The organism is Rubripirellula amarantea (genome assembly GCF_007859865.1).
GTDB lineage: Bacteria > Planctomycetota > Planctomycetia > Pirellulales > Pirellulaceae > Rubripirellula > Rubripirellula amarantea.
The window spans coordinates 2162383-2187979 of sequence record NZ_SJPI01000001.1; the positions used below are offsets into that span (position 1 = coordinate 2162383).

A 25597-nucleotide genomic window follows, 5' to 3' on the forward strand; every position below is an offset into this window, starting at 1 on the left:
GGTATGTCTTTCTTAAACGCCACTTTAGTCTTGGGAACGCTTGCCGCCGTCATTCCGGTGGTGCTGCATCTGATCGCACGCCGCGAGCCAAAGAAAGTATTGTTTCCGTCGATTGCGTTTCTAACTAAGAAGTTTGAAACGAATCGCAGTCGGATGAAGGTTCGACGGTGGTGGTTGTTGGCAATGAGGATCGCGGCCGTCGCCGCGCTAGCGATTGCCTTGGCGCGACCCGCGATCCATCGTTCATTGTCGATCACTTGGTTGACGATCGCGATGATGGTCGTCGTTGCGATCGCATTGCTGGTCATGGCAACGGTGTCGATGTTAAAAGACAAGTCTCGAAAGGTTGGCTACTCGCTCGCTGCACTCGCGGCGCTATTGGTCGTGATCGCGGTCGGTTGGGGAGGCTCAACGATTGCTTCGGGTCCTTCGGTAGCCATCGATTCGTCGGGCCCCATCGCAATCGCGATCGTGGTCGACAACTCATTAACGTCAGGTTGGAAAACTTCCAACGATGATCGAATCCAGCGCTTGCGAGACACCGCCACATGGGTCATTTCCAGGTTGCCTCGCACCAGCCGAGTTGCCGTTATCGATCGTTCGAGCACACCAGCGGCTTTTTCTTTAGACGTCGCCGGTGCGATGTCCAAGCTCGAGCAGCTATCGCCCACTTCGTTGTCGCAGCCAATTACCGCACGCATCGATGCCGCGGCAAGGCTAGTGCGAACGAGCGATCTTGAGAGTCGCCAAGTGATGGTGATTTCGGACCTTGCATCGAGCACGTGGAACGACGCAGCCATGCAGGCCGACGTGGGCAGCACGATTGAAGGTGATGTTTCGGTGACGGTATTTGATCTCGGATCGCCCGAAGGGACCAACGTTTCGTTAGGAATCCCCAAGATTGCTGATGCCACCCCGCCCCAAGATGCTCCGGTCTCTTTGACGGTATTGGCTCACTTGGATACCTTTTCCGGCCCCGGTGAAGTGGCAAGTGACGGTACATCGGTCACGGCTGAATTGCAGGTGTTCGAGACCTCCGCCAGCTTGCCTGTTGTACGTGATGGCGAAGTGGTTTATCCCCAGGCATCCAACGTCGATCGCACCACCGTAAAGCTGTCGCCCGGCCAGTCAGCGGAGATGTTGCTGACGTTACCCGGGCTTCCATTGGGCACGCATCATGGCCGAGTTCGGCTCTTGGGCGAGGACGGTTTAGCGGTCGACAACGAACGCTACTTTTCTATCGAGGTGTTGCCGCCCACCAGCGTATTGGTCGTTAGCGATTATGTTGAAGAATCGGATGTTTTGATCGGGGCGATCTCTGCGTCGTCGTTGTTGACTGCGAAGGAAGAGTCCGAGTTCGCGGTCGAGCGGATTGGGATGAATGACTTGTCGGTTGCACGGCTCTCTGATTTTAAGACGATCGTTTTGATGGATCCGTCAACGGAAGTGGCGACGAATTCAGGAGTCGCAAACTACTTAGCCGAAGGCGGGAATGTTCTGGTTTGCTTAGGTCCGAACTTGACCGGCTATGAATCATCGCAACGCAACGAAGGCTGGCTTCCGCGGATGGTCTTGCCCTGGCGAGTACCCGAACCCGGTACCTTCTTTGAAGTGGTTCGCGCGAATCATCCGGCACTCAAGTCGTTGGCCGAGGACACACCTTGGAACGACTTTGAAATTTCGCAGTACTGGCAGATCCAAACATCGCCATCGGACCAAGTCCTCATTCGCTATGCCGGTACCGATCACCCCGCAATGATCGAGCGACGTGTTGGCGACGAAGCGAACGATATGTCGGGCAAGTTGATGGTGCTAACGACACCGCTAGTCGCGTTAACAAAAACGAAACGAGCGTGGAACCGATTGTTTGGTCTCGATCCGTGGCCAGCGTGGTTGTTGACTCGACAAACCATTGAGTACCTCGCTGGCCGAAGTGGCGAAGACGCAATGACATTGGTCGGGCAACCCAAAACCATTCGACTGCGAAACGCCGACGAAGCGCAAGTGGAAGATAGTTCAGGCGGGCGATCTCGTTTGCAGTTGTTCCCGCCATTGGGGGCAGCGCCCGTGCCGATCGATATCAATGAAACCACCGCCGAAGTCACGATTGCAGATGTGGCTTCGCCAGGTGTGTACTACCTACGTGGATTGAAAGACGTCACTTCTCCCGGGGCCGGGTTCACGGCAAACTTCGATTCGCAGTCGGTCAACTTAAGGCCTATCGATCCGTCAGGCCTCGATCGCGTTCTTGGTGCGGGGAACTATGCGTACGTTCGCGAGCGGGACGAAATTGAATTGATCGATCAACAAGCGGCCAAGCGGATTTCGCTCGCCTCACCTGCAATGCTGCTCGCGTTAGTGGTGTTCTTGCTTGAACAGGTGCTAGGTAATCGCTTCTACAGATCAGCGTCCTGAGATCATCTCTCAGGATCTACTCAGTGAGATCAATGTGAGTGCAGAACGGCCTCCGGATTGACCGCGTGTCATCAGAGTGATTTGGTCAGCGGATTCGCAAACAGCGTGAAACACGGGGAAAACGGTAAAGCACGCGATTGGCACGAGGTAAGCGTATGGGAAACACGTATCCCAAACGGAACCCAAGCGGTTCCCATCAAAAAATGCCAACTCGAGGTCAATCCGATGAACCGAATTCTTGCTCCTATCGCCTTCCTAACCGTAGCGGCCATTTGCGTTCCAGCGTCAGCCCAGCGTTTTAGCATTAGTATTGGTCGTCATTCGTCGCACCACGATTCGCATTTCGATTCGCACCACACATCACGGCATTTGTCGCATCATTCCGGTGGTATTGGACATATTCGACATACGCCCAACATCGAACGGCTCGACAACTATGCCGATCAGCTTGCCGAGGTTGCCAGGCACTTACACGATGATGCTCACATGCTTTCGCAAGATTACGAGCACTCCACAGCGATCGAAGCCTACGTATCCCAACTCGAACGCGTCCAAGAGCATTTGCACGAGATATTGCATCACAGCGCAAATCGAGGCCGCGTCAGTCTCGGCTTAATCGGTCATGTGCAAAGCGATTTTCGCCAAGTTGAACGCCTTGTATCTAAGTTGGATCGCCAATTGAGTCACCAGACCATCGACGGAGCCCGAACCCGCGATTTCCATACGATCAGGCATATGCGTGGGGTCATTGCGAGCGAAATGCGACCGCTGCTATCGCGAGTAAATCAGGAGCTTTACGGGTTCCGTGGCAATGTTGATGGTGACATCCACCACGGGCATTCGCATCGAAGCACCCCAATCATCTCGCGTCGCATTGGTTTCTAGCTGAATCGGTTTCTAGCTGAATCGGTTTCTGGCCGAATCGGTTTGGTTCGATCAGTCGTCTTCACTCGATGTCACTCGACAATCAAGGCAGCGATGCAAACAAAACAAATCCCCTCCGTCCGACGGGGTGCTTCCTGGGAAGTGCCCCGTTTTCGCGTATAAAGGGCAGTATTGGAATTCACCGGGCCTATGGACTTGCTGACTACAATGATGGCCGTGAGAATTGAGCGAACATGAAGTTGCGTGGCTTCTTCCTTAATCTTGCGCCCTCGTCAAACTCAACCTCAGCGATACGACCCGCGAATCGTCGCAACTAATCAACCCCCGACGATCCTCAACACCCATCTTTGAAGTGGACCAAGGGCGTTCGGATCGGTACTTTAACCGGGCCTGAAGCGGAACCGACTAACGAGTTCCTTTTGTTCTTCATTTCAACTTCGTCGTTCCACGATTCGTCGTCTTTCCTGTATGTCTAAATCCCCACTGCTTGAGCGACGCAGTCCCCTGAAGATCACTTACGGGTTGTTGATTCTGACAGCCTTCTTTTTCCTATTGCCTTCGGCGTTTCGCGCCGCGCGGTTGAGCTTGGGCACTCGTGAAAACGATGTCAAAGATTGGTTGCCGCCTGACTTTGCTGAAACCGCAGAACTCGAATGGTTTGCTCAGCACTTCGCGGGCGAGGCATTCGTTCTTGCGACCTGGGAAGGTTGCAATGGTGACGACCAGAGATTGAAACTGCTGACGCAAAAACTGCTTCACGAATCGGCAAGCTATGACCCTGCCGAAAATCATCCGCCGAAGCTTGCCGCGATGATGCGCAGGGCTAAGCAGGTCGGCAACGAATTGCAGCTCATTCAAGGCGGTGACAAGCTTACCAATTGGGGCGGCGAGAACGAAAAGTGGCTGAAGTCAGCATCGGGCGATTGGTATTACGTCAAACCCGATGGTGGTTTGTATCGTTGGGATCAACCGCTCAACGCACCGATGGCGGCCGTCCGAAAGTTTCAGCGGTCTCGTGGTACCTATCAACTTGATGGCCAGTTCATAACAGGGTTCGGAAAGCTACCGGGCAACGAACGCGGTTCGATGATCGCTAACCCGATTTACAACGACCCTTCTCTATTGTGCGCGTCATTGTTTGAAACCGTTCAAACGGGATACTCCATTGTCGAAGAACTCGCCAGTGAAGGTGGTCCTTTGTGGCCGATCGATTTAACTGATCCTTCTAAACGCGCCACGGTTGCCGAACGAGATGCGATGGAGCGGTTGACCGGCATGCTCTTTGCGCCAGCGGTGCCGAAGGGATTTGACTGGACCGCCGAGGCGTTTCGTGGCGAGCTCGATGATGACGAAGTCGCATCGTTGCCTGAGGACTTTGACACCGTCGTGGCGACGAAGGTCAAGCGAATCGTGGAAGAAAGCTTTGATGGTTCGTTGGAGTCGCTCGCGTCTGCACCCGAGGAAGAGAAAGCGGATGCCTGGTACGCGGTTTGGGATTCGGTCAGCGTACCTGCGCCGCCGCGTTTGACTTGCGTGCTGGTGACGCTGACGGACCTCGCCAAAGACAATCTTGGTTACGCAATCGGGCGAGGAGTCCTTGGACAGCCTCGCGGACGATTGTTGCAATTGGCCGATGAGTCGGGCGTGTATGCTGCAAGGCCACCATCGATGGCGCCGCCTCCATTCAACAAAGACCCGCAAACGCACACGGCGGCTATGCCAGCACTGAGGTTGGGGGGACCGACCGTCGACAACATGGCGATCGACGAAGAAGGCACCGTGACGTTAGCCCGGCTTGTCGGTTACAGCATTTTGATCGGTGTCGTGCTTTCGTATTTATGCTTCCGTAGCGTCAAAATCACGATCATGATTTTTGTGGTCGGTGGATCCTCTGCGATGCTGTCGATGGCGATGGTTTGGTGGACTGGCGGGCATGTCGATGCGATTTTAATGAGCATGCCTTCGTTGGTGTATGTGCTGGGACTTTCCGGTGCCATCCACATGATCAACTACTACCGCGATGAAGTCCGTGTGCGAGGGAAATTTGGTGCCGCCGGGCGTGCGCTTCAGCATGCCGTTTTGCCATGCACGCTTGCCTCCTTCACAACCGCCATCGGTCTGATTTCGCTATTCACTAGCAACCTGGCACCGATCAGCAACTTCGGTCTCTACAGTGCGGTGGGAGTAATGTCGACGCTCGGCATTTTGTTCTCGTACTTACCCGCGGCGTTACAGGTTTTTAGTCCCAAGGTTGGCGATCCCAACGAAGATGCGCCGCCCGACGCTCCGCGAGTTGAAAGTCAGCTAAGCCAGTGGTGGGCAAGCGTTGGCCGAACGATTGCTAACCATCACGTGCTGGTGACCACGGCGTGTTTGCTGTTCATGGTCGCATGTGGAATTGGCATGCGGCAAATAAAGACGTCGGTGCAACTGCTGGAATTGTTTGATTCCCGCGCTCGTATCATTCGCGATTACGCATGGCTCGAAGAGAACTTCGGCAAATTGGTTCCGATGGAAGTCGTCGTTCGCATGCCCAAGTCGATCCAAGCGGATGCGGTGTCCGACGACGAGACGCCTGTATCACCGGTTCAGTTAGGCTTGTTAGAGCGTGTCGAGGCGGTGTCACGCATTCGCAAAGTGGTTCATCGCACGCTCGGTGAGCCTGGTATGGGAGTGGTGGGCCAAGCGACGGGTGCCGACACGTTCTTGCCAACCTTGCCGGAGCCTTCGAATAGTTACAGCCCCGTTCGGGCGAAGTTCAATCGCGAACTGCTTGCCGCGCAAGATCAATTGCGCAACAACGACTACTTGAAAATCGAGAAGTCGGGTGAGTTGGAAGGTAGCGAACTTTGGCGTATCTCGCTTCGCGTTGCCGCACTTTCGGATGTCGACTACGGACAATTCATTACGACCGTTCGGGAGTCAGTGGCACCTGTATTGCGGGCGTACGAAACCCGTGAAGAAATCGTCGAAGTCCTGACGGACCAAAACACGGGCAAACTGAAGCGTGGTTCTAAGGTGTTGATTGTGGGAGCGCCAAAGCCAGCTTCGCTCGATCAAACGGAACTGGTATCCGACGATCACACACAAATCTTGGCTCGCAATACTTACCTAGCAACGCTGGGTGAATTGTTGGCCGGGGAGCGGATCGAGTCACCCCGTTGGTTGTCCTTAACGCCTGAGAAAACACGCGAGTTGCTCGCGAGTGACCGATGGACGAAAGTACTCTCTGAGTTTGACGTCGTTGTGTGGGCAGGAGGTGATGGCTTCGCTCAATCTAATTTTGCGAGTGCTAAAAACCTGCTCGATGTGCGAGGTATCGAAACGAAGCCGTTGGAACCGAAGTTATTGGCTGACCGAGTTCCCGGCGTTGAAGGTGGCGGTTCAGTTCAAGCGATTTACACGGGCGTGATCCCGGTGGTCTACAAGGCTCAGCGGACACTGCTGACAAGCCTTGCCGATTCGATTGCGTTGGCGTTTGCTCTGATTGCCGTCGTCATGATCGTGCTCTTGAATCCAGGGTCGGATTGGCTTCAGAAAACTCATCCTCGGAACTTGATGGATGGGTTGGCTGCCGGATGCGTAGCGATGATCCCCAACATCTTCCCAGTTGTGGTGATCTTTGGCTTGATGTGCCACATGGGCTTGGAAATTGACATCGGCACGATGATGACCGCGTCGGTTGCCATGGGCGTTGCCGTCGACGATACGATTCACTTCTTGTCATGGTTTCGTGAAAATCTAGACCGAGGCAAGTCTCGCGCCGAGGCTGTGATTGAAACTTATCGTCGTGTGGGGCCAGCGATGACTCAGACCACCGTCGTCGGCGGGTTGGGGTTGTTCGTGTTTGCTCTTTCGACGTTCACGCCAACTCAACGTTTCGGGACGTTGATGTTGATGATGTTGTTCGCCGCGCTCGTGGGAGACCTAATCCTGTTGCCCGCATTGCTGGCCGGTCCTTTGGGTCGATTCTTTAAGCCGAGATTGGACAAGAACGGTGTGCCTATTCATGCGGAATCAACACACCTGAATTTCAACCCATCCCAAGACGCGGCGGGTCACCAAGCAGCGACCGTCGGTGTTGCGGGCGATCAGGAAGAAAATTCGGGCAAGACCAGCGATGTCGAAGGCATTCCGCAGTTGAAGGTTCATTTCCCCGCGGAACGAGCTGACCGGCCGCACCCCATTAATCGCAAGTAGGCACGATTTGGGCTGGGTAATTCCGTTCAGCGGAATCAGGTTCAATTCCGCTCAGAAACCACTGGCGTGAATGATTGCAGTGCCGGAGCGTTACGTACGCTCGTTCGCAGGCTGCAGCACCGCCATGTTGCCACCCTCGTTTGTGCTCGGTAGCAATCAAGTTGTTCTGAAGCAGTGACGTGATCGGCAGCAGTGACGTGTTCGGCAGCAATGTAATCGCCGAATGTACCGAAGGTCGTTGTGGGCCATGATGCCTTGGTATCAAGTAACGTACTCTTCTTCCTCTTCGCCGGTGGGACGCGAGATCTCGCCGCAATCCTCGAGGTGGCGAACGATATCGACGACCTTTTGCTGAACGGCTTCGACTTCGGTGACACGAACACTGCCGAGGTAGCCAATTTCCTCTTTCAAGTTTTCCGCAGCACGAGAGCTCATGTTTCGCATGATCTTCTCCTGCAGTTTGGAACTCGCTCCCTTGAGTGCCATCGCCCACTGAGCCGTTTCGACGTTCTTAAGCAACGCTTGAATATCGCGGTCGCCCAGTTTGGAAATGTCTTCAAAGACAAACATCAAGCGACGGATTTCGTCGGAAAGTTCAGGGTCGTCACGACCTAAGGCATCCATGATGTTGCGTTCGATCGATCGCTCGCAAACGTTCAGGATTTCGGCGACGCTTTCGATGCCGCCGGAATTGCTTTGCTGCTGATTGACCATACTCGACAAACGCATTTCCAGCCCGTATTCCAGTTCAGCAACCGCCTCGGGGCTGGTGCGGCCAATAGTGGCGATACGACGGATGACCTCAAGCTGTTTTTCGGGATCCAAACCGCCCATCACATCCGAGGCGTAGTGGCTGGGAACGTGGCTGAGCAGAAGTGCGATCGTCTGCGGGTGCTCCTCGCCGATGAACTGCAGCAGAGTTTGGGCGTCGACTTTCTTGACGAAGCCGAATGGCATCGCCTCGATCGTCTGCTGAAGGTTGCCGATCAGTTCACTGGCGTCGCGTCCTAGTGCTTCCTTGATCAGTTCCTTGGCACGCTCGAGTCCGCCCGGACTGGCGTAGATTGAGCTCGCCTTACTGGTAAGAAACTCCGCGATCACAATCTCTTGTTCATCGCCGCCGACCGATTCGGTTTGAGCGATCATGATGCTGATCGCTTCGATATATCGCGGCGGTAGCTGGCCGAGAATCTTCGCAGCAGTCTTTGTGGGCAGGCTCATCAATAAGATGGCTGCCTTCCTTAGTCCGGCCTCTTCGAGATTCATAACGGGAAGTCGTCGCGTTGCGAGTTGAGATCATGAGAATGAATGGTCACGCTTTTCTATCTATCGTCTTTTCTGCCGACACCGGGGATGGTGATCAACGATGATTCCAGTTGTGAGGATTAGCGAAGGTGTTCGCTTCGACTTCCCGATTGGTTGGAGTCGCAAGAGCCGCCCTGCCGTGAGCGACCCGTGGGATATTCTGGAAAGTCAAACGACTTCCCCAGGGACGTAAATTTCTCAAGGACATTGGCGTAGAGCAGCTTACCAATCCCACCCCAGGCTGCCGTTGCTCACATTCAACCGCAGTTGGCCGTTGGCAGGTTTGTAGGCCCAGATTCCGGGCAGGTTGGGGTTGGGCGTGACGGGAGATCGTTCCGAATCGCTAACGTCGTAGTGAACAATGGTGTCAAATTCAGATTCGGTTCGTAGGCGGGGAGTTGGAAACGGTTGGTTCAGCATGGGACCGACGACGGCAACCAGTTGCCCCGCAGGCGGATACTGGCCATCGCGATCCTTTGCCATATCGATGGCTTCACGCAACACGCTCAGTTGATGTTTGATTCTGGCCTGCTCAGGATGATCCCCGAGATCTAAGTAATGTGGCAGTGCGATCACAGCGACGATCCCCACGATCAACGCGGCGATGATCGAATCGATCAGCGAGAACGCGCGAGAGGGTGGCCCATGCGATTGAAGCAATGCACGGCAGTTTGTCCAATTAGCACCATTGTGTCGGATGGCTAGTGGCATTGGTGTGGAGTCACTCAGTTGCAAGGAAATCAGAAATCTGACGATGGCAACTGAGGAATGTTGTGATCCGAAAACGTTCAGGACGTTGTCAAAACAGAACGTTGATATTTGGGAACGTTGATATGAAGGATCCAACAAGACGTTGGGATCCATTGTTGACTCAAACCGACGTCCCCGGGCTGCCACCGAGAACACTGAAACCTAGCCCGACGATACGCCATTAAAGGTGATCGCCGAACTTTGCGGAAAAAAATGCCCGCACTATCGGGGGTTGTCCCCTCTCATAATCGTCCTAACCGGATTGAGTGTCATGTCGCAGGGCGACAGGCATGGCGGCGCCGCGATCGTTGAGTCATCGCAACTCATGTTGTCTTGTCGAAACATGGGTCGTTGCTTCCGTGCGACATGACTCGGGTGGAGCCGTTGGTCCGTGATTCTGTCGCCTTGTATCGGCGGCAATGTCCGTGGTTTCACAAAGCTCTCGGAAACAGCAGGAAAAACGCACTTCTCGGCTTCGCTGTGACTGCTTTTAACGTGGCGATGCCGGCCTGCGGATCTATCGCGGCAGCGTAGAGCCATGGTTGGCAAGCGATTTGCCTTGATCAGTAAGGAAAAGCCGCCGCAGCTCGTTTCGTGATCCACGCGATCTTGCTCGGAGGGCAACTGATCCGCGATGCCTAGGAGATCTCCTTGACCCAACATTCCTCTGATTCTTCGTCGTCATTGCGTCCGCATCTGACCGTTGTGTTTGCCATCGTGGTGATTTGGCTCGCTGGCCGAGCCTCCGCTCAGGAGCAACTCGAGCAATCCTACTTCGGTGATGCTCAGGCTGTTTCCCCGCTGTGCTATCCACCGATTCAGTTTGATGCGCAAACGATGTTCGAAGACCCGACGTTCTATTCTGATCAGGTGTTGCCCTACGCAGATTCGGCGTTACCTGCTCGAATTGACATTGATCCTGCGACAGCTATTTCGCGATCAAATTTTCAGGCCGGCAGCCATCGTGCGGACAAGCCCGTGACCGTTGAGTTGTCATCCGCGCTTGCCAATTTAGACGCGGACTCGGATCCCGACGGATGGCGTGCTCAAGTCGTTTTGCGTGATCGCGAAGGTAACTTGGTGGTGGCTAGATCGAACGCAACCTTCAAGCTGATTCCGCGAATCCCTTTGGCGGATCATCAACAATTCACCGATGCCGACGTCGCAGCGGCCACTTGGTCAATGCCTTTGAAGTTTGATCAACGTGGTGTCGCTATGGTCACGCTGCCACTTCGCCAATCATTGAAGCCCATCTTCGGATGGTCATCGGCGATCGCTCCAAGTCCGTTCGACCAAGTGGGAGCACGCAGTCGTAATCATGGGCGATACCGCAATCAGCAAGGGGCGTTCGGTCGTGACAACACCGTCGTGAGAAATGATTGGCGAGACCGATTGGGCATGCCTAGTACCGCGGTCATGCAGGTTCGCGTGTCGGTGCCGGGTTCCGGCGTGTTCGAAGCGGTTTCGCCGGTTTGGATTCGCCCCCCATCACTGGTCGATTCACGCTGGCCTTATCGGTGATTTGAAGCTTGCAATCGTCGTGGAAGATGGTTGTGGAAATCACTCACCCAACTTCGCAAGCCGCGTCATCGAGTGACGTTCTTGTGGAATTGTCGACGAAGCAAACGCTTTCAATGTGACGCATTTGAAAGTTGCAGGGTCGCATTGCGCTGGGCTCAGTTCTATTATCTAAGCCTGATTGGCTAGTAGTGCTGTTCTTCGCCGCGTGGAAATGAGTGGGCAAATGGGTTTGTTGACAAGTCCCCGGAAGTTAGTGGAAGCAGTGAAATTTCACATGCAAGTTCACAACCTTCCCGATCGCAAGTACGTCCGTGAAGAGATTCTTCCCGCCGTCAAAGGCGAAGCATTCGCGAATGTTCTTTTGGTCGGGACAAGGCGATATACCGTCAGTTATCCCGCTCAGTTAGCAAGCCCCGGCACTCTTGTGTGGACGGTCGATCTTGACCCATCGGCCGCTAAGTTCGGCAACGGGAAACATCATCAAGTGGGAGACGTTTGCGAGGTCGCTGAGTTGTTTCCCGACCTCCGTTTTGATGCTGTTATGGCAAACGGGTTGCTCGGTTTCGGGATCGATTCCCTCGACGATATTCGTCGGTTTGCTGATGCCATGTACGAGTCGCTGCAGCCAGGTGGCTTCTTGATGCTTGGCTGGGATGCGGATCGAACAGCGGACCCGACATCCAATTCCGATATCGCAGCTAGGTTTGATCACGCACCGATGGCAGCCTTGCCCAAGCGGAAGTCGTTCGTGGGCTGCGCCGGTTTTGATCACGTCTTCGATTGGTTTCGGCGCAAGCCCGAATGGGAAGCCGAGCAGCCCCCAACTTAATGTTTCAGAGTGGATTCTCGGGCAGAGTTCCAGTTGACAGTTGGGCGACTTAGCGATAGCCTAAAGACTCAAACGAGCAAACGATTGCCCGGGCCGCAAGGTCCGGGCAGTTTTTTTATCCCGACGTGATTTGGTACACCCGAATCACCCGAGATGCCAAGTTTGGCCGAATTTATCCCACTTTTCTCGCGCCGGTCGCTGTCATGAATCCCCAAGACATCCTTCGCTACGTCGATTCGCTCCATCGTGAGAAGAATATTGACAAGGAACTCGTGTTCATCGCGATTGAATCGGCGCTGCAGACAGCAGCCAAACGGCAGTATGGCGAAGAAGCCGATATCAAGGTCCAACTTGACCGTAACAACGGAAAGATGAACGCGATCTTGGAAGGCGAAGCACTTGGTGAAGACCAAATCGGTCGGATCGGTGCTCAAACGGCAAAGCAAGTCATCATTCAAAAGGTGAAAGAAGCTGAACGCGATTCCTTGATGATCGAGTATCGCGATCAAATCGGCGAAATTGTCTCGGGCGTGATTGGTCGAGCCGACGGCGGCGTGGCGACGGTCAACCTTGGCAACGTCGAAGCGATCCTTCCCCGCAGTGAACAGATTCCGGGTGAGCAGTTGCATGCCGGCGAACGTGTGCGTGCCGTCGTGTTTGAAGTGCGAGCGACGGGTAACCGCGTTCGCGTTGTGCTCAGTCGAACACGACCGCAGTTCGTGCAGCGTCTTTTCGAGCAAGAAATTCCCGAGTTGGGCGAAGAGATCATTGCGATCAAATCCATCAGTCGCGAACCAGGATACCGCAGCAAGGTTGCCGTTAGCAGCGTTGATTCTCAGGTCGATCCCATTGCGGTTTGCGTGGGCTATCGCGGCAGTCGGATCAAGGCGGTTCGCGAAGAGCTGGCTGGCGAGCATATCGACGTGGTGCGATATAGCGACGATCCCGAGGTTCTGATCCCGAACTCGCTTCAGCCTGCTGAAGTTGAGCAGGTGTTGCTGTGTGACATGATCGGCCGTGCGATTGTTTTGGTTCAAGAAGATCAACTGTCGCTGGCAATCGGTCGTCGTGGTCAGAATGTTCGTTTGGCCAGTAAGCTTTGCGGCTGGGATATCGAAATCATGACCGGCGGCGAACTCGAAGAGCAAATCGAGCGAGCGGTCGGTGGATTCAGTCAGATCCCAGGCATCACCGAAGAGGTCGCTCAGGGGTTGGTCGAACAGGGCTACTTGTCCTATGACGACCTGTCCGTGATCGAACCTGATCTGTTCATGGAAATGAGTGGATTGTCGGCCGATGATGTCGACCGAATTGTCGAAACAGCCGAAGAGATGGCCGAGCAGGCCGAGCAGGCTGCTGCTGAGGAACGACGAGTGCGTCGTGATCGGGAGCAATTGCAGAAGGAAGCGGAAGCTGCTGGGATTGCTGAGCCAAAGGCGGCTGCTGAGGCGGCACCTTCAGCCGAAGCATCGCCCGCCGCCGAAGCTTCAGCCTCAGTCGACAACGCCTCCGCGACTGATGAAACGCCCGCAGCGGAGGTGTCATCCCCAGAAGCAGGGGCTGAACAAGCAATCATCGAAGAATCAAGTTCTGCTCCCGCAGTCGATGCGGCGGACTCAGCAACGGAAACTGCGGCAGAAACCGCTACTTCCGGTGATGCGGAAGCCTCGGAATCAGCTGCGAGTGAAAAGAGTTGACGTGAATCTTTGTGAAAGTGGCAGTCTAGACCTCTGGCAATTCAGGGTTTTTCGCTATTCTAAGTGAGAACTGAAACCGACCGGTCTTGAAAAAGACGTCGCTGGACCCCCGGCGTGGTCGATTTTCTCCATTGTTGGTTTGCTACTGATGCAGCAGTGAGCCGACAAATGATGGCCTTAAGTAGGCTGGGTGAAAATCTGATCATGGCGATGGAGGAAGTTACTTATGTGACCATTTGAACGATTGAATCCTCTCCCAATGCATTCAAAGCGGAGCGGGTTCCTAAACGAAACGACAGGATTTTTACCCCGTGCCCGCACGCATTTACGCGCTCGCCAAAGAACTCAATCTCGATAGCAAAGATCTCGTCGACCTTGTCAAAAAGGTCGGAATCACAGGGAAAGGCTCGGCGCTTGCCAGTCTGTCTGATGAGGAGACACAGAGAGTTCGCGACCATCTGGCCGGATCGGCCCAAGCTGCTGCTCCCGCTGCGGTTGCTACCGAAGCTGCGCCCCTAGCAGCCGTTCGTGACTCGGTTGTTCCTATGGAACGTAAGCCGATCGCGCTCAATGTCGGTCGAAGCTCTCGCCGCCCCGCTACCGCCAAGAACGAACCGGCTCCCGCCGCCGAAGCTTCTGCTCCTGAACCGGAAGTTGAAGCAGAAAAGGTTGAGGAACCGGCCAAGCAGGAAACTGCAGCCCCGGCTGAAGAGCCTGTGGTGGCCAAGAAGGAAACTCAAGCTGACGCCAAGGCCGACGCATCTCCGCAAGCTACCGCGGCGAAAAGCCCTGGTTTGGCGAGTCGGATTGCCAGTCGCATGGGCGCCCGGCCAAGTTCGCCGGCGGCCGACGCGAACGCCCCGATCCGACGAGATTCCTCCATGGGTGGATCTGGTAAGGTTCGGCAACTCGACCGGCCAACCGGTGGCGGTGACAAGAAGGGGTCAGGCGAAGGCAGCAAAGCCAAGCGTCGCGAGCCTCGGATCAACGTCAAAATGGCGTCGCTTCCCGATGTCGTCGATACACCGATTGCTAAGTCGGCCCCAGGTGAACCTAAGGCCCAGAAGCCCGATGTGAAGCTTAGCCCCGATGCTATTGCCGGACACCGCCAAGGCATGCTGGCACCTTTGGATCAACTCGCCAAAGAAGACGAAGACAAGAAACGCGCAAAGCGTGCCGGCCTGACCGGCTTCGCGGGCGACAAGAAAAAAGCGCTCGAAGAAGAGGAAGAAAAGCGTCGCAAGAAAGGGCTGGCCGGAATGGCCAGTTCACGTGCCGAGCGAACTCGCGGGAAAACCCGTGGCAAGCTCGCCGTGGATCAATCCGCCTACGAACGCAATCGCTACAACCGCGGTAACTCCCGCGGCAACAAACGTAAGGGCGTTAACACCGCAGCACCTCGTAAGGATGCTGTCGTGTTGTCCCTGCCTTGCTCGATCCGATCCTTTTCGGAAGCTGCTGGTGTGCCTGTAGGTAAGGTCTTGGGCACCCTGATGCAGATGGGTGTAGCAGACATCAATATCAACTCGCAGCTCGATCTTGAATCGGCTGAGCTCATTGCCACGGCAATGGATCTAACGATCGAGCTCAAGGAAACCGAGACACTCGAGAACTCGTTGATCATGGAACTCGAGAACCGCGAAGATAGTGAAGATTCGCTCATTCCTCGTGCTCCTATCGTTACATTCCTCGGACACGTCGACCACGGCAAAACGAGTTTGCTGGACTACCTGATTGGCATCAATGTCGTCAGTGGTGAAGCTGGCGGAATCACGCAGCACATCCGTGCTTACGAAGTGGAAAAAGACGGCCGTAGTGTGACGTTCGTCGACACGCCGGGTCACGAAGCCTTTACTGAAATGCGTGCACGCGGTGCCAACGTCACTGATATCGCTGTCTTGGTGGTAGCCGCGGACGACGGAATCATGCCGCAAACCGAAGAGGCCATCAGTCACGCGAAAGCTGCGGAAGTGCCAATCGTCGTTGCGTTGAACAAGATTGACCTTGAAGGGGTCGATTCCAATCGCGTTTTGACGCAATTGACAGAGCACCAGTTAACGCCGTCGGAATGGGGCGGTGATGTCGAAGTGGTCCGAACCAGTGCTACCAAGGGCATCGGGATGGATGAGTTGCTTGAAACTCTGCTCACGATTGCTGAACTGAACGAATACAAAGCGAACCCAGATCGCGAGGCGATTGGTGTTTGTTTGGAGTCCGAGCAACAAGGAGATCGCGGCGTCGTCGCCAAGCTCGTTGTTCAGAACGGAACGCTGCGAGTTGGTGATATTGTTGTTTGTGGTTCGACTTACGGACGCATCCGAGCGATGACCAACACGCTGACCGGTTCATCGATGATGGAAGCCGGCCCAAGTACACCTGTTAACGTCATGGGCTTTGACCAAGCACCTGGTGCTGGTGAACGCTTCCACGTTCTCGATGATATTTCGAAGGCTCGAGAAATCGCTGAAACTCGTGAAGACGCGTCCAGCCAAGAAATGCTCTCTGGCGTGACAACGAAGGTCTCGTTCGAGAACTTCCAAGAGATGCTAGAGGACGGTCGACTCGGCCAGAACGAAGACAAGGTCAAGTTGAATCTGATCATTCGTGCCGATGTGAAGGGATCGCTTGAAGCGATTCAGAAAGAGCTCACAAAGCTTGAGCATCCGGAAGTCGAAATCAAGGTATTGCAGCAGAGCGTGGGTGGGGTTTCCCTTGCTGACGTGACGCTGGCTTCCGCATCCAATGCTGTGATCGCGGCCTTCAATGTGATTCCTGACGAAAAGGCTCGTGCCCTCGCGGACGAACGAAACGTCGAGATTCGTCGTTACAACGTGATCTACAAGTTGACCGACGAAATCAAGTTGATGATCGAAGGTCGGCTTAAGCCCGAAGAACGAGTTGTCGAACTCGGTCGCGCCGTCGTCAAGCAAGTCTTTACGATCAGTCGCGTCGGTACGATCGCCGGTTGTTACGTGGCACAGGGGTCGATCCAGCGTAACTGCCGAATTCGGGTCAATCGAGATGGTCGAACCATTGGTGACTACGCTCTCGATACGTTGCGAAGGATCAAGGAAGACGTCAAGGAAGTACCACGCGGAATGGAATGCGGTATTCGATTGCAAGGGTTCAACGACATCAAACAGGATGATGTGTTGGAGGCCTACAAGATTGAAGAGGTCGCTCGAACTCTTGATTGACATCGAGTTGCTTTTTCCAACTTCTCAGTTCTTCCTTCCAACTTTTTTCTCTCCCTTGACCACCCGACGACTTCTTAAAGCCGCCGAAGCGATCCGTGAAGTCGTCGCTTCTGCCATCCTTACCGAAATTCGTGACCCTCGAGTCCGCGACGTTACCGTCGTGGGCGTGAAGGTCAGCCCCGACATGCGCGAAGCGACTGTTAGCGTCAGCATCATGGGGGACGAAACGCAGCAGAACTTGTCGCTGCGTGGTTTGCAGAACGCGGCTGGATTCTTGCAAAGCAAGATTGCCGGACGCATCGACACGCGATACACACCCCGATTGCAATTCAAAATCAACAAGGGTGTGCAGCACTCTTTGGAAGTCGGCGAGATTCTTGCCAAGATCCAGCGTGAGAAAGAAGCATCGCAAGAAGCTCCGGAGGACTCTGACGACGAAGAATCGACTCCGCACGGTTCGGATTCTGTTGAAGAGACGGATTCGGATCTTCATTCGTCGGATTGAACATCGACGACGACCTGCTGCACGAACAAGTACACCCGCCAATTCATTTTCCACCATTCGTCTGTTTAGAAACCTATGTCTGCAAGTCAACGTGCCGCTCGGATCGGCAAACTGCACACGGCACTGAAGAAGCACTACAAGCCGCAGCCTACCGGCGCCACTCGGCCGCTCCTTGAGCACGTTCTTTATGCTTCACTACTTGAAGATGCACCCAGCGAGCTTGCTGATGAAGGCATGGCCAAGTGCGAGCAAGAGTTTTTTGATTGGAACGAAGTCCGAGTGACATCGGTGACCGAACTGACTCAGGTGCTTTCGCGCTTGCCCGACCCCGTTAAGGCTGCGACTCGTTTGAAGTCGAATCTGCAGGCCATCTTCGAAGAGTTCTACACCTTCGATCTCGACCACATGAAGAAAGAGAATCTTGGTCGCGCGGTTTCGAAGTTTGAAAAGATGCCCGGCATGACGCCGTTCGTGCTTAGCTACACGGTGCAACACGGACTCGGTGGGCATTCCGTTCCCATCGACTATTCCGCGATGGTGATCATGCTGGCTACCGAAATTGCATCACAACCCGAAGCTCATACCGGAAAGGTTCCCGGGATCGAACGGGCCATTCCAAAGAACAAAGGCATTGAGTTTGCGGATCTGTTGCACCAGTGTGCCGTAGCTCTCAACAAGAGCACCAAAGACAAGACCGCACGCGCGGTTCTTGATGCGGTTGATAAAGGTTCCAGCAAACGACTCGACGAGTGGTTGGTCAATAAGAAAGCCGCCAAGAAGCGAGTCGTTAAGCGAAAGGAACAAGAACGGGCCGAAGCGATCGAGGCCGCCAAGGTGGCGGAAGTTGAAGCTGAAGAAGTGGCTCGCAAAAAAGCAGAGAAGAAGGCTGCCAAGGAAGGTGTGAAGCCCTCGGAAAAGAAGGCTGGCACAACGAAGAAGACCGACGCAAAATCTGCGTCGGCCAAGCCCGCTTCGAAGACCGTTGCCGCTAAAGAAACGCCATCGAAAACCACCAAGGTGGCGTCGAAGAAGACTGCATCAACTTCGACTCCTGCGACCAAGAAAAAGGCTGCGGCGAGCAAGCCGGCTAGCAAGAAGGTTGCCAAAAAATCGGCCGCCTCAACACCCGCTAAGAAGACGTCCAAGAAGAAGTCCGCTACCAGCGAGACTGCGAAAAAGGCCCCCGCTAAGAAGGCTGACAATCGAAAGCTCACTAAACGTAAACCTCGCTAGGTAAACCTGTAAGTTTGGTTTTCGTTTCCCGTTACTAATCTTCACCGCTCAAACTAAATCAACTTCACCGCTGATTCATCATGGCAGGACACTCAAAATGGGCGAACATTCAGCACCGAAAAGGTCGCGTGGATGCCGCTCGTGGCAAACTGTGGAGCAAGCTCAGTAAAGCAATCATCATCGCTGCCAAAGACGGGGGCGGTGACCTAAGCGCGAACTTTCGGTTGCGGAAAGCAGTTGATGATGCCAAAGCGGTTTCGATGCCCAAGGACAACATCGAGCGGGCCATCAAACGTGGCACCGGAGAAATCGAAGGCGGTCGCCTCGAAACATTGATCTTTGAAGGGTACGGTCCCGGCGGCGTCGCGGTGATGTGCGAGACACTGACCGATAATCGCAATCGCACTGGCCCCGAAATGAAGACGCTGTTTTCAAAGTTCGGCGGCGAAATTGGTAAGACGGGCTGCGTGTCCTACCTATTTGACCGCAAAGGCGTGTTTGTGTTCGCTCCCGGTACTGACGAAGAAACCGTCACAATGGTGGCGCTCGAAAATGGTGGCGAAGACGTCGAAGCGAGTGAGGACGGAAGCTTACAAGTCACCTGTGCTCCCGAAAGTTTCCGAGACCTCGAAGAGGCGTTTGATAAAGCGGAACTCAAGACTGAATCCGGTGAGGTGCTACAGGTGGCTCAAACGACCGTGGATGTTGATGCGGAATCCGCAAAGCGAGTGCTCCGACTCCTCGAAGCGATCGACGAACACGACGACGTCCAAAACGTCAGCACCAACCTCAACATCACCGACGAAATGATGTCGGAAGATTAGTCGCGACGCAAACGTCGATGGACGTTTTGCTCAGTGCCCGCGGATTCCTGATCAACTGACTTGATCGTCGAGGACTTGCCGTGATCGTACCCTAGGGAATCATGCGAACGGCCATTCATTTTAGCGACCAAGAAATGCAAACAGCGAGAAAGCTGCGTGCGGCCGGTTTGCCTTGGGTGCCGATGCCAGGTCAATTTGTGTTAGATGAGCATCGCGTGGTCGAGCGGGAATCGCCCTTTCAAGACGGGGTCTTTTTTGTACTCAATTACGAGTACTTCATGAAGATCGCAGGTGGGGAAGAACGGTTTCGCCAAATCATGTTGTGGCTACCTATGTGGGAAGATTGCCGTGCGTCGCTTCGAGCCTTGGGCGTAGGCGATCACGAAGTCGCCGATCGACTGAAGCAGTGCAACGGGTTTGTCGACGGTCTCGAACGCAGTCATTTGTACGAGTTGCTGCTTGAGAGATTGGAACGTTCGCCGTGACCAAACAACGCAATCGTGACAGCAAGCCATGCATGTGCTGCGGGCGACCATTTGCATGGCGGAGAAAGTGGTCGCGTTGCTGGCACGAAGTCAAGTTTTGCAGCGAACGTTGTCGTCGCGAATTCACGTCAAAGAAATCAAATGAAGTCCAACAAGAAAAGTCGCAGTCATGAATCAAGCCAATTACGTCGTTGTGGGTGGAAGCCGAGGAATCGGGTTGGGAATCGTCAAACGATTGGTCGTTCGCGGTGCGAGTGTTACTGTGCTCTCGCGTACTTCCGATGAATTGAACTTCGACGGTGTAAGGCATGTTCCGTTCGACGTGTTGAATGATGGCGTTCCCCAAGACGCGATGCCAGCAACCATTGATGGATTGGCGTATTGTCCAGGTTCGATCAACCTGGGGCCTCTGCGTGGCGTAAAAGCTGACGTAATGCTGGCCGACTATCAGCTCAACGTGATTGGAGCGGTTAAGTGTGTACAGGCGGCTATGGCTGGCATGAAAGCGGCTCAGCGTTCCTCGGTCGTGATGTTTAGCACGGTTGCCGTTCAACAAGGTTTGCCAATGCATTCGGTCGTGGCAGCGAGCAAAGGAGCCCTTGAGGGGCTCACTCGCACTTGGGCTGCCGAATTGGCTCCGCACTCGCGGGTGAACTGTATCGCGCCTTCATTGACCGACACACCGCTTGCCGAACGGTTGTTGTCGAGTGATGAAAAACGGGAAGCGATGGGCAAACGCCATCCTTTGGGACGAGTGGGTACCATTGACGATATTGCGGCAATGGCCGAGTTTCTGTTGACCGACGCTTCGTCATGGGTAACCGGACAAGTTTTCGGCGTCGACGGAGGAATGTCGTCGCTCAGAGCGTAGTGTGATTTGGTCAGGCTGTTACCTAGGCCAGCTTTGTGTTAACACTTCGCGATTATGGTACATCAAGAGCGACACATCGGATTGGCAAGGGCGACCGGAATCGGCGTCGGTGCTATCGTCGGAGGTGGCATTCTAGCATTAGCGGGTGCCGCGTTCGCTGCGACGGGACCATCAGCGATTCTGGCGTTTGCGATCAACGGCGTTATCGCGTTCTTGACGGCGTTAAGCTTTGCAGAGATGGCGTCGAGGTTTCCCGAATCAGGCGGAACCTACACGTTCGCTCGAAAAGTATTATCCGTCGAATCAGCGTTTACCGTGGGCTGGGTGGTTTGGTTCGCATCGATTGTGGCCGCGGTTCTATACGCACTCGGTTTTGCCAGTTTCGCAATTTTGTTGGCGTCGGAAGTCACGACAACAGCGGGTTGGCAGGCACCTTGGATCACTGAAAACCCCAACCTTCCGTCGTTGATCGCGATTGGTACAACGCTGGTCTTGGCCGTCTTATTGATGGTGAAAACGGGCGGCGGCGGCGACTTCGCAAATATCGCCAAGTTGACGGTCTTCGGGATCTTAATTGTCGGTGGATTTTGGGTGCTGGCTCGGCAAGATCCTGCACAAACAACAAAGTCATTGAAACCTTTCTTTGCCGGTGGGGCGGGCGGTCTGCTGCAGGCGATGGGGTACAGCTTCATTGCGTTGCAAGGATTTGATCTGATTGCAGCGGTCGGCGGCGAGGTCAAGAACCCTCAAAAGAATATTCCTCGAGCGATGATGGTATCTCTGCTGATCGCGCTCTTGATTTACTTGCCCTTGCTGTTTGTGATTGCCACGGTGGGAACTGATGGAATTCAAAGCGTAACGGAACTGGCCAACGACAATCCAGAGACCATCGTTGCCTTTGCGGCCAAAAACTACTTGGGCACCTCGGGCTATTGGTTGGTGCTGATCGCTGCCGTACTTTCGATGTTCACCGCACTGCAAGCGAACCTGTTTGCGGCGTCTCGTATTGGCCTGGCCATGGCGCGCGACCGCACATTGCCTCAGCCAATGGCGAGTGTGAATCCGCAACTAGGAACTCCCATCGTTTCAGTCCTAGTTACTGCGGTGTTGACATGTGGATTGGTAGTGACGTTGCCCGATGTCGCCTCTGCCGGTGCGGCGTCTAGTTTGATCTTCTTGATCACCTTTGCGATAGCACATTGGTTAGCAATTTTGGTTCGTCAGCGAAGTCCCGAGGAAGCTCCGCCGTTTCGTGTGCCGCTATTTCCGATGATGCCAATTCTTGGTGGCGTTGCATGTATCGGACTCGCCATATTTCAAGGCATCGCGGTTCCTGCGGCCGGATCTATTGCAATGCTGTGGCTCGGTTTCGGCGGTTTGCTTTTCTTGACAATGTTCGCCCGCAGTGCTCGCTTGAAAGACGTGTCCAGCATAGCGGCCAACCCAGAGCTAGTGCGTCTGCGAGGCAACACACCATTGGTGCTTGTTCCAATTGCCAACCCAAGCAATGCCGAAGCCATGATCGCACTTGCCGAAATACTTGTGCCACAGGGTTTTGGCCGCGTGCTATTGCAAACGATTGTCGTTGCACCTCAAGACTGGATGCCGCTCGAAGACACCGAACCGATGGATCGATCGGAAAGGGTCATTCGACAGTTAGTCGAGACCTCAACGATGTTGGGAATTCGAGCGGAAACTTTGACGACCGTTTCCCACGAACCGATGGAAGAGATTGCTCGCGTTGCTCGATTGCATCGTTGCGAATCGGTGCTGCTAGGACTCAGCGAGATCACCGAAGATGCGACGGATTCGCCAATAGAAGGACTCTTGGGACGATTGGAAGCTGACGTCGTCGTATTGCGAGCGCCTCCGCATTGGCACTTGGTCCAGGAACAACGGATCTTGATTCCGGTCGCTGGTCGCGGGATCAACAACCACCTGCTGGTTCGATTGTTGGGGAGTCTGCAGCGTCGACAAAAGTGTGAGGTGACTTTTTTCCGTGTGATCCCCGAGGACGCATCGGACGCGGAAGCCAAGCGAGCCAAACGCGAATTGCTGAACCTCGCGAGTCTCAATTTCAGCGGAGCTTGTCAGTGCGAGGTCGTGCGGAACGATGACCCGATCACGGCCGTCGTGGAAGCCTCACGATTTGCTGGATTGATTGTCTTAGGCGTGCAACGTATCGGGCCCAAGAAGAAGCTCTTCGGTCGCTTTACCCGAAGTGTCGCTAGGCAGACCGATTGTCCACTAGTCGTGATCAGCCGACGCGGTTGATAAAAGCTTTCACAATTTTCTTGACACGACTGTAAACAAGCGTACACTTCCCGCCGGTTCTGGTTCAAGCGACCTGAGAAGAGGGATTTGAAAGATGAGCGTTACCGTGACCCAGCCTAAGAAGAGCCACCCCACGATGGGCGATGCCAAGGAAGTACTAAAGCAGAAGTTTGGTTTGCCCGAATTTCGCGATGGGCAACTCGCGGTGATCGAACGATTGCTTTCCGGCAAGAATGTCGCGGCCGTCTTTCCGACCGGCGGTGGCAAGAGTCTGTGCTACCAATTGCCAAGCCAAATGCTACAGGGCACTACGGTAGTGGTATCGCCGCTGATCGCCCTGATGAAAGACCAATGCGACGCACTCGCCACGCGAGGCATTGCGGCGGCAAGACTTGATTCGTCTCTTTCCCCCCAAGAATTTCGCGATGCAATGAAAGGAATTCGCGAGGGCTCGATCAAGTTGGTTTACGTGTCGCCCGAGCGTTTCTTCAATGAACGGTTCTTAACGACCGTTGAATCTCTACACGTATCACTTTTCGCGATCGACGAGGCGCACTGCATCAGCCAATGGGGGCACAACTTTCGTCCCGATTATCTCAAGCTTGCAGAACTTGCGAAAGAACTTTCCGCTGAGCGAGTGCTGGCACTTACCGCGACAGCCACGCCGGAAGTGCTTGCCGACATTCGTGACGCCTTCCAGATCGAAGCCGGGGATGCGATTCGCACAAAGTTCTATCGCGATAATTTGGCGATCCGTAGCACGATTGTCGATGAAGCGACGCACTACCAAACGCTTGTTGAGCGAATTAAAGAACGTCCTCGCGGTTCCACTTTAGTTTACGTCACGCTGCAGAAAACAGCCGAAGAGATCGCTGAACGGTTGACTCTCGACGGTTTTGCCGCCAACGCGTATCACGCGGGACTTGACAATGAGGTACGGACGCAGATTCAGCAAGACTTTATTGGTTCGGATGGCCAAGTGGTGGTCGCCACCATTGCGTTTGGGATGGGAATCGACAAGTCAAACATTCGTTACGTGTATCACTACAACGCTCCCAAGTCCCTTGAATCCTATGCTCAGGAGATTGGACGTGCTGGACGTGATGGCGATGCGGCAATCTGCGAGTTGTTGCTGCATCCAAAAGATCGAATCGTGCTGGAAAACTTCACCTACGGCGACACGCCATCGCGACACAGTGTCCGGCGGTTCATCGAGTTTTTGGCGGGGCAAGCGGATTCATTTCATGTTTCGCATTACAGGCTAGCCAGCGAAACCGATATCCGAATTTTGGTCGCACGCACGCTGATCACGTACCTCGAACTAGATGGATACATCAAGGCGACGTCTCCACGCTACGACAGCTACAAGATAAAGCCTTTGGTCAGTTCCAAAGTAATCCTGAATCATTTCCAAGGGGAACCTCGCGAGTTTGCTGCGGGAGTTCTGTCATGCTTGACCAAGGGCCGAACTTGGTTCTCGCTTAATACAGTCTTAGCCGCCAAAAAGTTAGGCTGTGATCGCGGGCGAGTGGTGAAGGCGGTTGAATACATGAGCGAGAATGGTTGGCTGGAAATCAATGTTTCCGATCTTGTTCACGGCTATCGTTGGATCAGACGCCCCAGCACGAAGTCAAGCACGAAGTCAAGCACGAAGTCGAGTACGAAGCCGAGTGACGATACAAGCGATGCCAAGACATTGGCGGATCAGCTTCACCAGCGGTTGGCCAGCCGTGAAGGCTCGGAAGTGTCACGTCTAGACGGCATTTTCGATCTCGCCAAGGCTGATGCATGCCAAGCAGGCCTGTTGTCATTTCACTTTGGCGAGACGCTTGAAAAGCCGTGCGGGCAATGCTCGTCGTGCCTGGGCGAAGGCCCCTTCGAGATCCCTGCAATCAAGTCTCGTTCAATTGGCACCTCAGCGTTGGGGGTGATCACCGGGCTTGCCAAGGAATTTCCTGACCTGCTCAGCACGTCTCGCGACCGAGCTCGCTTTCTGTGTGGTCTCTCTTCGCCCGCCATGATCAAGGCAAAACTGACGCGTCACGCCAGCTACGGCGTCTGCAACGAAGTCCCGTTTTCAGATGTCATGGCTCAGGTAGGCGGGCTAGACGAGTGATTGACCAGAGTGGTTCCTTAAAACCGCTCAGAATCTGACGGCACAAGCCACTTGACGCATCCGAAATCGACCTGATACGCTTCCCCTTCACACGCGGCATCCCAAATTCCGCCAGTGGCCCATTTCGGGGGATTAGCTCAGTTGGGAGAGCGCTACAATGGCATTGTAGAGGTCATCGGTTCAAGTCCGTTATCCTCCATTTCAGAAAAGCCGTCTGCGATTTCGCAGGCGGCTTTTTTCGTGATTTTCACCGTGCATTGCTGACCTCGAATGGTCTGTTAGGGTTTCTTCGGTAGCTAAGGGCTCGGTCCGCAGCGATAGGAAAGGTTGCGGCAAGGTTGCCAGATCGCGAAGAATTGCAGGCCCTCTATCAGGCTCTTCGATTGGGGCTTTTAACAATCACTCGGTGCTTAAGCATCGATAAGTTGGACGGCAGGCGACTCACCACAATATTCAAGGCACTCAAGATATCATTGAGCGACTGCGTAGT

Annotated in this window: 17 protein-coding genes and 1 tRNA gene; 16 read left to right on the plus strand and 2 right to left on the minus strand. The window is 54.4% G+C overall.

The window, feature by feature from the left end:
- Nucleotides 1-3 precede the first annotated feature (3 nt).
- The 3 genes from Pla22_RS07860 to Pla22_RS07870 all read left to right on the plus strand — a co-directional run bounded on the left by Pla22_RS07860 (nucleotide 4) and on the right by Pla22_RS07870 (nucleotide 7500).
- Nucleotides 4-2415, plus strand: coding sequence for a BatA domain-containing protein (locus Pla22_RS07860; protein WP_146514124.1), 2412 nt, complete (start codon nucleotides 4-6; stop codon nucleotides 2413-2415).
- 225 nt (nucleotides 2416-2640) lie between these two features.
- Nucleotides 2641-3300: a hypothetical protein gene (locus tag Pla22_RS07865; RefSeq protein WP_146514125.1), complete on the plus strand. Its 660-nt coding sequence runs from the start codon at nucleotides 2641-2643 to the stop codon at nucleotides 3298-3300.
- A gap of 468 nt (nucleotides 3301-3768) precedes the next feature.
- A complete protein-coding gene (locus tag Pla22_RS07870; RefSeq protein ID WP_146514126.1) occupies nucleotides 3769-7500 on the plus strand; it encodes an efflux RND transporter permease subunit in 3732 nt (1243 codons plus the stop codon).
- Nucleotides 7501-7761: 261 nt separating this feature from the next.
- Here the strand turns inward: Pla22_RS07870 and fliG are convergent, their stop codons facing one another.
- Nucleotides 7762-8766: a flagellar motor switch protein FliG gene (fliG, locus tag Pla22_RS07875; RefSeq protein WP_146514127.1), complete on the minus strand. Its 1005-nt coding sequence runs from the start codon at nucleotides 8764-8766 to the stop codon at nucleotides 7762-7764.
- A 261-nt stretch (nucleotides 8767-9027) separates the two neighbouring features.
- Entirely contained in the window at nucleotides 9028-9516 is a 489-nt protein-coding gene (locus Pla22_RS07880) for a type II secretion system protein (protein WP_146514128.1), read from the minus strand.
- Between the two features lie 690 nt (nucleotides 9517-10206).
- On the opposite strand from Pla22_RS07880, the gene Pla22_RS07885 reads away from it, so the two are divergent.
- The 13 genes from Pla22_RS07885 to Pla22_RS07945 all read left to right on the plus strand — a co-directional run bounded on the left by Pla22_RS07885 (nucleotide 10207) and on the right by Pla22_RS07945 (nucleotide 25306).
- Complete coding sequence (locus Pla22_RS07885; protein ID WP_146514129.1) at nucleotides 10207-11076, plus strand: hypothetical protein; 870 nt, start codon at nucleotides 10207-10209, stop codon at nucleotides 11074-11076.
- Nucleotides 11077-11350: 274 nt separating this feature from the next.
- A complete protein-coding gene (locus tag Pla22_RS07890) occupies nucleotides 11351-11905 on the plus strand; it encodes a methyltransferase domain-containing protein (protein ID WP_146514130.1) in 555 nt (184 codons plus the stop codon).
- Nucleotides 11906-12108: 203 nt separating this feature from the next.
- Nucleotides 12109-13602, plus strand: coding sequence for a transcription termination factor NusA (gene nusA / locus Pla22_RS07895; protein WP_146515305.1), 1494 nt, complete (start codon nucleotides 12109-12111; stop codon nucleotides 13600-13602).
- Between the two features lie 311 nt (nucleotides 13603-13913).
- Entirely contained in the window at nucleotides 13914-16799 is a 2886-nt protein-coding gene (infB, locus tag Pla22_RS07900) for a translation initiation factor IF-2 (protein WP_146514131.1), read from the plus strand.
- A 55-nt stretch (nucleotides 16800-16854) separates the two neighbouring features.
- On the plus strand, nucleotides 16855-17304 hold the full coding sequence (gene rbfA, locus Pla22_RS07905) for a 30S ribosome-binding factor RbfA (RefSeq protein WP_146514132.1): 450 nt from the start codon (nucleotides 16855-16857) through the stop codon (nucleotides 17302-17304).
- A gap of 75 nt (nucleotides 17305-17379) precedes the next feature.
- Nucleotides 17380-18537 carry a hypothetical protein gene (locus Pla22_RS07910; RefSeq protein ID WP_146514133.1) on the plus strand — a complete coding sequence of 386 codons (1158 nt, stop codon included), beginning with the start codon at nucleotides 17380-17382 and terminating at the stop codon, nucleotides 18535-18537.
- Nucleotides 18538-18617: 80 nt separating this feature from the next.
- Nucleotides 18618-19361: a YebC/PmpR family DNA-binding transcriptional regulator gene (locus Pla22_RS07915; RefSeq protein ID WP_146514134.1), complete on the plus strand. Its 744-nt coding sequence runs from the start codon at nucleotides 18618-18620 to the stop codon at nucleotides 19359-19361.
- 101 nt (nucleotides 19362-19462) lie between these two features.
- Complete coding sequence (locus Pla22_RS07920) at nucleotides 19463-19846, plus strand: hypothetical protein (protein WP_146514135.1); 384 nt, start codon at nucleotides 19463-19465, stop codon at nucleotides 19844-19846.
- Complete coding sequence (locus Pla22_RS25935; protein WP_146514136.1) at nucleotides 19843-20019, plus strand: DUF2256 domain-containing protein; 177 nt, start codon at nucleotides 19843-19845, stop codon at nucleotides 20017-20019. Before Pla22_RS07920 ends, Pla22_RS25935 begins: the two co-directional genes overlap by 4 nt.
- Nucleotides 20016-20717: an SDR family NAD(P)-dependent oxidoreductase gene (locus tag Pla22_RS07930; RefSeq protein ID WP_146514137.1), complete on the plus strand. Its 702-nt coding sequence runs from the start codon at nucleotides 20016-20018 to the stop codon at nucleotides 20715-20717. The genes Pla22_RS25935 and Pla22_RS07930 overlap by 4 nt, the downstream gene beginning before the upstream one ends.
- Nucleotides 20718-20798: 81 nt before the next feature.
- Nucleotides 20799-22991 (plus strand): amino acid permease, encoded by a 2193-nt coding sequence (locus tag Pla22_RS07935; RefSeq protein ID WP_146515306.1) that lies wholly within the window; start codon nucleotides 20799-20801, stop codon nucleotides 22989-22991.
- A gap of 94 nt (nucleotides 22992-23085) precedes the next feature.
- Nucleotides 23086-25107 (plus strand): RecQ family ATP-dependent DNA helicase, encoded by a 2022-nt coding sequence (locus tag Pla22_RS07940; protein WP_207310314.1) that lies wholly within the window; start codon nucleotides 23086-23088, stop codon nucleotides 25105-25107.
- 126 nt (nucleotides 25108-25233) lie between these two features.
- Nucleotides 25234-25306 (plus strand) — tRNA-Ala (locus Pla22_RS07945).
- Nucleotides 25307-25597 lie beyond the last annotated feature (291 nt).